The organism is Paenibacillus sp. GCM10023250 (genome assembly GCF_042653205.1).
GTDB lineage: Bacteria > Bacillota > Bacilli > Paenibacillales > Paenibacillaceae > Paenibacillus_Z.
Window position 1 is genome coordinate 19,911 of sequence record NZ_JBHSHY010000058.1, and the last position, 7,164, is coordinate 27,074.

6 protein-coding genes are annotated in these 7,164 nt (G+C 69.0%); all 6 read left to right on the forward strand.

All coding sequences use genetic code 11. From position 1 onward, the window contains the following. Nucleotides 1–7 precede the first annotated feature (7 nt). The 6 genes from ACFPB1_RS25380 to ACFPB1_RS25405 all read left to right on the forward strand — a co-directional run bounded on the left by ACFPB1_RS25380 (nucleotide 8) and on the right by ACFPB1_RS25405 (nucleotide 6,976). Complete coding sequence (locus ACFPB1_RS25380; RefSeq protein WP_379228986.1) at nucleotides 8–1,234, forward strand: MFS transporter; 1,227 nt, start codon at nucleotides 8–10, stop codon at nucleotides 1,232–1,234. Nucleotides 1,235–1,482: 248 nt separating this feature from the next. Further along, complete coding sequence (locus ACFPB1_RS25385; RefSeq protein ID WP_379228987.1) at nucleotides 1,483–1,983, forward strand: DinB family protein; 501 nt, start codon at nucleotides 1,483–1,485, stop codon at nucleotides 1,981–1,983. A 508-nt stretch (nucleotides 1,984–2,491) separates the two neighbouring features. After that, on the forward strand, nucleotides 2,492–3,700 hold the full coding sequence (locus tag ACFPB1_RS25390) for an acyl-CoA dehydrogenase family protein (RefSeq protein WP_379228988.1): 1,209 nt from the start codon (nucleotides 2,492–2,494) through the stop codon (nucleotides 3,698–3,700). Further along, nucleotides 3,693–4,892 (forward strand): acetyl-CoA C-acetyltransferase, encoded by a 1,200-nt coding sequence (locus ACFPB1_RS25395; RefSeq protein ID WP_379228989.1) that lies wholly within the window; start codon nucleotides 3,693–3,695, stop codon nucleotides 4,890–4,892. Before ACFPB1_RS25390 ends, ACFPB1_RS25395 begins: the two co-directional genes overlap by 8 nt. 52 nt (nucleotides 4,893–4,944) lie before the next feature. Next, nucleotides 4,945–5,811, forward strand: coding sequence for a 3-hydroxybutyryl-CoA dehydrogenase (locus tag ACFPB1_RS25400; protein WP_379228991.1), 867 nt, complete (start codon nucleotides 4,945–4,947; stop codon nucleotides 5,809–5,811). Between the two features lie 7 nt (nucleotides 5,812–5,818). Next, a complete protein-coding gene (locus ACFPB1_RS25405; RefSeq protein WP_379228993.1) occupies nucleotides 5,819–6,976 on the forward strand; it encodes an acyl-CoA dehydrogenase family protein in 1,158 nt (385 codons plus the stop codon). Nucleotides 6,977–7,164: the final 188 nt, after the last annotated feature.

Consider the following 7,164-nt stretch of genomic DNA (forward strand, 5'->3'; position numbering starts at 1 on the left):
AACGATCTTGCGAAAGGACGTGGCTGCAGCAATGAAATTCTCATGGGAACGCAACCTCTTCGTGCTTTGGACCGGCGTATTTTTCTGCAGCATGGCTTACTCCATCTCGATCCCGTTCCTGCCGATCTTCCTGAACACGGATCTCGGCGTGGAGCATCATCTGGAGGCGTGGTCCGGCATCGCCTTCGGCATTACGTTTCTGGCGAGTGCGCTCATCTCGCCCTACTGGGGCTCGCTCGCCGACAAGTACGGGCGGAAGCCGATGCTGATCCGGTCGGGCTTCAGCCTGGCCGCTCTTTATTTGGCTACTTATTTCATCCATGATCCGTATCTATTCCTGGTCGTGCGCGTCTTCCAGGGACTGCTGGCCGGCTTCGTGCCGGCGTCCATCGCGCTCGTCGCGACCAACACGCCGGAGGAGAAGACGGGCTACGCGCTCGGCATCATGTCGACGGCGGGGGCGACCGGCAGCATTCTCGGGCCGCTCGTCGGCGGCGTGGTCAGCCATTACTTCGGCAACCGCGAGGCGTTCCTGTTCTCCAGCGCCATCGTGCTCGTCTCGGCGCTGATCGCCACCTTCTTCGCGAAGGAGCAGAACTTCAACCGGAAAGCGGCCCGTTCGCACGTGCGCGACGACCTGAAGCACGCGCTGGCGAACCGGACGTTCTCGCTGCTGCTCCTCATGGTGGCCGTCAGCACCTTCAGCATCATGATCCTGGAGCCGCTCATCACGGTCTACGTGCTGCGCATGGGCGTCTCCAAGGAGAGCGCCTCGTTAAGCTCGGGCATTATCTTCTCGGCGGTCGGCATCGCCACGGTCATCATGGCGCCGCGCTGGGGGAAGATCGGCCGGAGGGTCGGCTACGAGAAGGTGCTGTTCATCGGCCTGATCGGCAGCGGCATCGGCAACATCCTGCAGGTGCTCGTCACGAATTACATCGGCTTCGGCATCCTGCGCTTCGGCTACGGGCTGTTCTTCGCGGCCGTCAATCCGGCCATCAACGCGATGATCGTGCAGGCGACGGAGCCGGATTTCCGCGGCCGGGCGTTCAGCCTGAACCAATCGTCCGCCCAAATCGCGACGATGGCGGGCCCGATTCTCGGCGGCCTGCTCGGCGGCTGGATCCCGATCCGCTGGGTCTTCGTGATCAACGGCGCCGCGCTGCTGCTCTCGGCCGTGCTGTTCCGGCTGCGCAATCACGGCAAAGCCGCCGTCGCCGCGCGCCACGGGTGAGCGGAGGCGCGCATAGGAAGATCATTCGGAAACCGTAGGATATCGCGCAGTCGAACGTGTACCAGGATTTGCAGATTCCTCTCAGCAAGCTTTTTAGTTTGGAAACGTAATATAATCAAGCCGATTCCTGCTGGAGTCGGTTTTTTTGTGCTCCGAACGCCGGAATCGGCTGACAGGCTGTTGTCAGGGGAGACGTGCTATAGTGAATGCAGCACCAGACAAGAAGGATTACTAGGAGGAGATCGAGGATGTACGCAAGCGTAAACGCATTTATCGAGGAGTACCAGATGGAATCCCAATCCACCCAGAAGCTGCTGGACGCGCTCACGGACGAATCGCTCCAGCAGCCGGTTGCGCCCGGCCACCGGACGCTCGGTCACGTCGCATGGCATCTCGTGCACGACGACGCGGGCATGCTGCAAAGAACCGGCCTGCGCTTCAGCGCGCCGCCGGCGGACGCGGAGCCGCCGCAGTCGGCGGCGGCCATCGCGCAGGCGTACCGCGAGACGACGGCGTCGCTGCTCGAAGCGGTGGCAGCGTGGAGCGACGACAAGCTGCTGGAGGTGCACGACATGTTCGGGCAGCAATGGCCGAACGGGCTGACGCTCTACCTCTTCCTCAAGCACGAAGTTCATCATCGCGGCCAGTTGACGGTGCTGATGCGCCAGGCGGGCGTGCCCGTCGCGGGCGTATACGGTCCGTCCAAGACCGAGTGGGAAGCGATGGGCGTGCCGGCCCCGACCAAGTAAACGGGTATCATCCGCGAAAGCGCCACGCAACGCGAAAACCGAAAGACCGCAGCGTCCCCAAACGGGCGATTGCGGTCTTTCGGTTTTTTGCCGACCCGGCGAATCGGCCGGCTGGCTTGCGGCCGATTAGGCGGTTTGCGGCATTTGGCTGTTTTGCAACGCTTTCCACGCCGACTTCCATTTCCGGAGCCGCGATGTCAAGTTGCGGACGCGCTTCATGGCAAAATGTCCCTCCCAAGAAAAATTCATCTACCACAACCTTACCCCGCGCCTGTAAACGGACCGTTAGCGTCCCGTGACGATTTTCCTAAGAAACTGTAAAGATATCACTCGGCCGGTCGTGCCGACGTTCGCGTTCACGCATGGGCATCGCTCTTTTTTTCGGGAAGGACAGGTTAAGCGTCGCCCGCACGCTATCATGAATCGTTCCGCGCGAAAATAACATGTAATAAGCGGATGTAAGCATCGGGCGCTCTGCCTTGGCTTGGGGGGAAGGGAGCGTGGAGACATGGAGTTCGGGCTGTCGGAGGAGGAGCTGATGATCCGCGAGACGGCCGCTCGGTTCGCGGAGCAGGAAGCGGCGCGCCGCGCGGCGGCCGCGGACGAGGCGGAGCTGTTCGACAGGCGGTCGTTCGATGGCATGGCGGAGCTTGGGTTTGCGGCGCTGCCATGGCCGGAGGAGGCCGGCGGGGGGGGCGGCGGCTTCGCCGGCTTCGCGCTGGCGCTGCAGGAGCTGTCGCGGACGAGCGCTTCGCTCGGGGCGGCGCTGTGGGGCCACGTGTATTTGGCGGCCTGGCCCTTGCTGCGCTTCGGCGGAGCCGACGCGAAACGCCGCCATCTGGGGGCGCTCATGGCCGGGACCGCGCTCGGGGCGGGTATGCTGCCGGGCGCGACGAGCGCCGCGTCGCGGCTGCGCGCGGGCGCGACGGCGAGGCGCGAAGGCGATGCGTACGTGCTGGACGGCCAGCAGGGGTATATGCTCGGCGGCGCGGAGGCCGACCTGTTCGTCGTCTACGCGGAGACGGCGCCGGAGCGCGGGAACGGGACCGGCGGCGGGGATGGCAGCGCACGCGGAAACGGAGCGGGCACGCGCGGGCGGAAGCGATATACCGCCCTGCTGCTGGAGCGCGGCCTGCCCGGCTTGACCGTCCGGCCCGTGACGAGAAAGCTCGGCCTGCGCGCCGCGGGCATGGCGCATCTGACGTTCGAAGGCTGCCGGGTTCCGGCAGCCTATCGTCTTGGCCGCGAAGGACGGGGCCAAGACGTCGCCCGTGGCGCGGCGGTCGGCGCGCGCTGCGGCCTGGCGTCGGTGGCCGCGCGCCTCGCGAGCGGCGCGGACGACGCGGCGCTCGGCTACGCGAAGGCGCGCGCGCAGTTCGGCAAGCCGATCGCGAAGCACCAGGCGATCGCCTTCCTGCTCGCGGACCTGGAGACGGCCGCCGACGCGGCGCGGCTGCTCGCGCTGCAGGCCGCGTGGCGCGCGGACGCGGGCGCGCCCGATGCCGGCGCGTCGGCGCTCGCACTGCGCTATGCGGCGGACGCCGCGATGCACGCGGGCATACAGGCCGTGCAGGTATACGGCGGGTACGGCTATATGAAGGAATTCCCCGTCGAGCGGTACATGCGGGACGCGAAAGCGGTGCAGATGTTCACGGCGCTCGACCGGCTGCCGCGGACGCGGCGCGGAGCGGGAAAAGGAGGCGGACGCGGTGGCTGAAACGGTCATTATCGGAAGCGCGCGCACGCCGTTCGGCAAGTTCGGCGGCGCCTTGAAGGGGCATTCGGCGACGGAGCTCGGCGGTCTGGCGCTGCAGGGGGCGCTGCGGCGGAGCGGGATCTCCCCGCTGGCGGTCGAGGAGGTCGTCATGGGCATGGCGGTGCAGGCCGGCGCGGGGCAAAATCCGGCCCGCCAAGCCGCCCGGCACGCCGGTCTCGGCGTCGAGGTGCCCGCCGAGACGGTGAACAAGGTGTGCGGCTCCGGCATGCGCGCCATCACGCTCGCGGCGCAGATCATCGCCACGGGCGACGCGGAGATCGTCGCGGCCGGCGGCATGGAATGCATGAGCGGCGTCCCTTACGCGCTGCCGGACTATCGCTTCGGCCGTCGCATGGGCGACGGCGCCGCGGTCGATCTGCTGCTGCGCGACGGGCTCACCTGCGCCTTCGGCGGCCGGCATATGGGCGACTACGCCGAGAGCATCGCCGCCGAGTACGGCATCTCCCGCGCCGAGCAGGACGAGTGGGCGCTGCGCAGCCACGAGCGCGCGGTGCAGGGCATCCTGCAGGGCGTGTTTCAAGCGGAGATCGTTCCGGTGCCGCTCGCGGGCGGGACGCCCGCCAAGAGCCACGTGTTCGCGATCGACACGGACGAAGCGCCGCGCGGCGACACGAGTCTGGAGAAGCTCGCCGCGCTGCGGCCGGCGTTTTGCACCGACGGCACGGGCACGATCACGGCCGGCAACGCGCCGGGGCTGAACGACGGCGCTGCGGTCGTCATCGCCGCGTCCAAGGACCGCGCGCAGCGCGAAGGCCTCGCGCCGCTCGCCGCGGTCGTCGGCCACGCGACGGTCAGCGTGGAGCCGCGGCTGTACGCGATCGCCCCGGCGCTCGCCGTGCAGAAGCTGCTGCAGCGGCAGGGCTTGCAGCTGGCGGCCATTGACCGCCTCGAGGTGAACGAGGCGTTCGCGGCGGTCGTCCTCGCCTGCGGCCGGCTGCTCGGCTGGGACAGCGAGAAGGTGAACGCGCACGGCGGCGCCATCGCGCTCGGGCATCCGGTCGGGGCGAGCGGCGCGCGCATTGTGGCGGCGCTCGCGAACGGCCTTCGCCGGCGCGGCGGCGGGCTCGGCATCGCCGCGATCTGCAGCGGCGGCGGCCAAGGGGACGCGCTGCTGCTGCGGGTCGACGGCTAGCGGGGCGGGTGGCGCGCCGGACGGCGCGAAGCAGGGGGAGGGAGCTGGCAACATGGGCATCAATACGATATCCGTCGTCGGCGCGGGGCAGATGGGCGGCGGGATCGCGCAATCGGCGGCGCTCGCGGGCTGCCGCGTGCTGCTGCACGATACCGACGACGCGCGCGTGTCCGCGGCGATCGAACGGATCGGCCTGTCGCTGATGAACGGCTCAGCGAAGGGGCGGTATACGCCGGAAGCGGCCGCGACCGCGCTGGCGCGCATCGTGCCGTGCGGCGATCTAAGCGCGGCGATCGGCGCCGAGCTCGTCATCGAGGCGGCGACGGAGAACATGGCCGTGAAGAAACGGATCTTCGCCGCGCTGGATGCGATATGCGCGGAAGGGACGATTCTGGCGAGCAATACGTCGTCGCTGTCGGTGACGGCGCTGGCGTCGGCGACGGGCAGGCCTGATCGGGTCGTGGGCATGCACTTTATGAATCCGGTGCCGGTCATGAAGCTGGTGGAGCTCGTCCGCGGGCTGCGCACGAGCGACGAGACCTTCGGCGAAGCGGCCGCGCTGGCGAAGCGGATGGGCAAGACGCCGCTGGAGGTGCGGGATTACCCCGGCTTCGTGAGCAACCGGATCCTCATGCCGATGATCAACGAGGCCATCTACGCCGTGTACGAAGGGGTGGCGGCGGCCGAGACGGTCGACGGAATCATGAAGCTGGGCATGAACCATCCCATGGGCCCGCTGGCGCTGGCGGATCTGATCGGGCTCGACACGTGCCTCGCGATCATGGAGATATTGCACGAGGGCTTCGGGGATTCCAAATACCGGCCTTGCCCGCTGCTGCGGAACTACGTGCAGGCGGGCTGGCTCGGACGCAAGAGCGGCCGGGGCTTCTACGAATACGCCGGCGCGGAAGGGGGCTGATCCCCGGATGCGGTTCCGGTTCACGGAGGAAGAGGAGGCGCTGCGGGCCAAGGTGCGCGCGTTCGCCGAGGCCGAGGTCGCGCCGGCGGCCCGAGAGATGGAAGCGACCGATGCCTTCCCCCGGGCGCTCGTGGATGCGATGGCGCGGGAGGGGCTGCTCGGCCTGCCGGTGCCGGCCGCCTGGGGCGGCGGCGGATACGGCATGGTCGCGTATATGCTGGCGCTCGAGGAAATCTCGCGGGTCAGCGCGGCGGCCGGGGTCATTCTCGCGGTGCATACGTCGGTCGGGACGCTGCCGATCGTCTATCACGGCACGGAGGCGCAGAAGCGGCACTGCCTGCCGCGCCTGGCCTCGGGCGCGTGGCTCGGGGCGTTCGCGCTGACGGAGCCGCATGCCGGTTCGGATGCGTCGACGATCCGCGCGTCCGCCGTGCGCGACGGGGACGATTACGTGCTGACGGGGACGAAGGTGTTCATTACGAACGCCGGCGAGGGCGATCAATACGTGCTGTTCGCGGTCGTGCCGGGCGAGCCGGGGGTAGCGCCCTCCGGGACGAAGCCGAGCAGGGGCGGCGGCATCACGGCTTTCCTGATCGGCAAGGATACGCCCGGCTTGGCCGTCGGCCGCAAGGAGCGCAAGACGGGGCTGCGCGGCTCCAATACGTGCGAGCTGATCCTAGAGGAAGCGCGGGTGCCGGCGGCGCAGCGGCTCGGCGGCGAGGGCGAGGGCTTCCGCATCGCGAAGTCGGCCTTGAGCGGCGGCCGCATCGGCATCGGCGCGCAGGCGCTCGGCATCGCGCGGGCCGCGCTGGCGCTCGCGGAAGCCGAGCTGCCCCGGGCGCCGCGGAGCCTGCGGGGCGAAGCGGCGGCGGAGCTGGAGGGCTTGGCCGCGCACGTCGAAGCGGCGGCGCTGCTCGTCTACCGCGCGGCGGACCTGCTGCAGCGGGGCCGGCCATGCGTGAAGGAGTCGTCGATGGCGAAGCTGGCCGCGAGCGACGCCGCCGTGCGGGTCGCGTCGCGGGCGCTGCAGTGGTGCGGCCCGGACGCGCTGACGGAAGCGCATCCGGCGGAGCGGCTGTTCCGGGATGCGAAGGTGACGCAGATCTACGAGGGGACGAACGAGATCCACCGGATCGTCATTTCGGGCGAGCTGCTGAGGAGCTAGCCGGAGAAAAGGGAGGCGCAGGCGATATGGAGAACGGCGGCGGTTGGAAGGACGGCGGCACGGCAGCCGGAGCGGAGGCCGGCGCGGAGCGGGTCGCCCGGCGGGCGGGCAGCGGCGCCGGCGCGGGCGGAGCTCCCGGCGGCGGCGGGTACGGCGGCCATGCCGGAGGCGGCGGCAGCGCGGCTCCC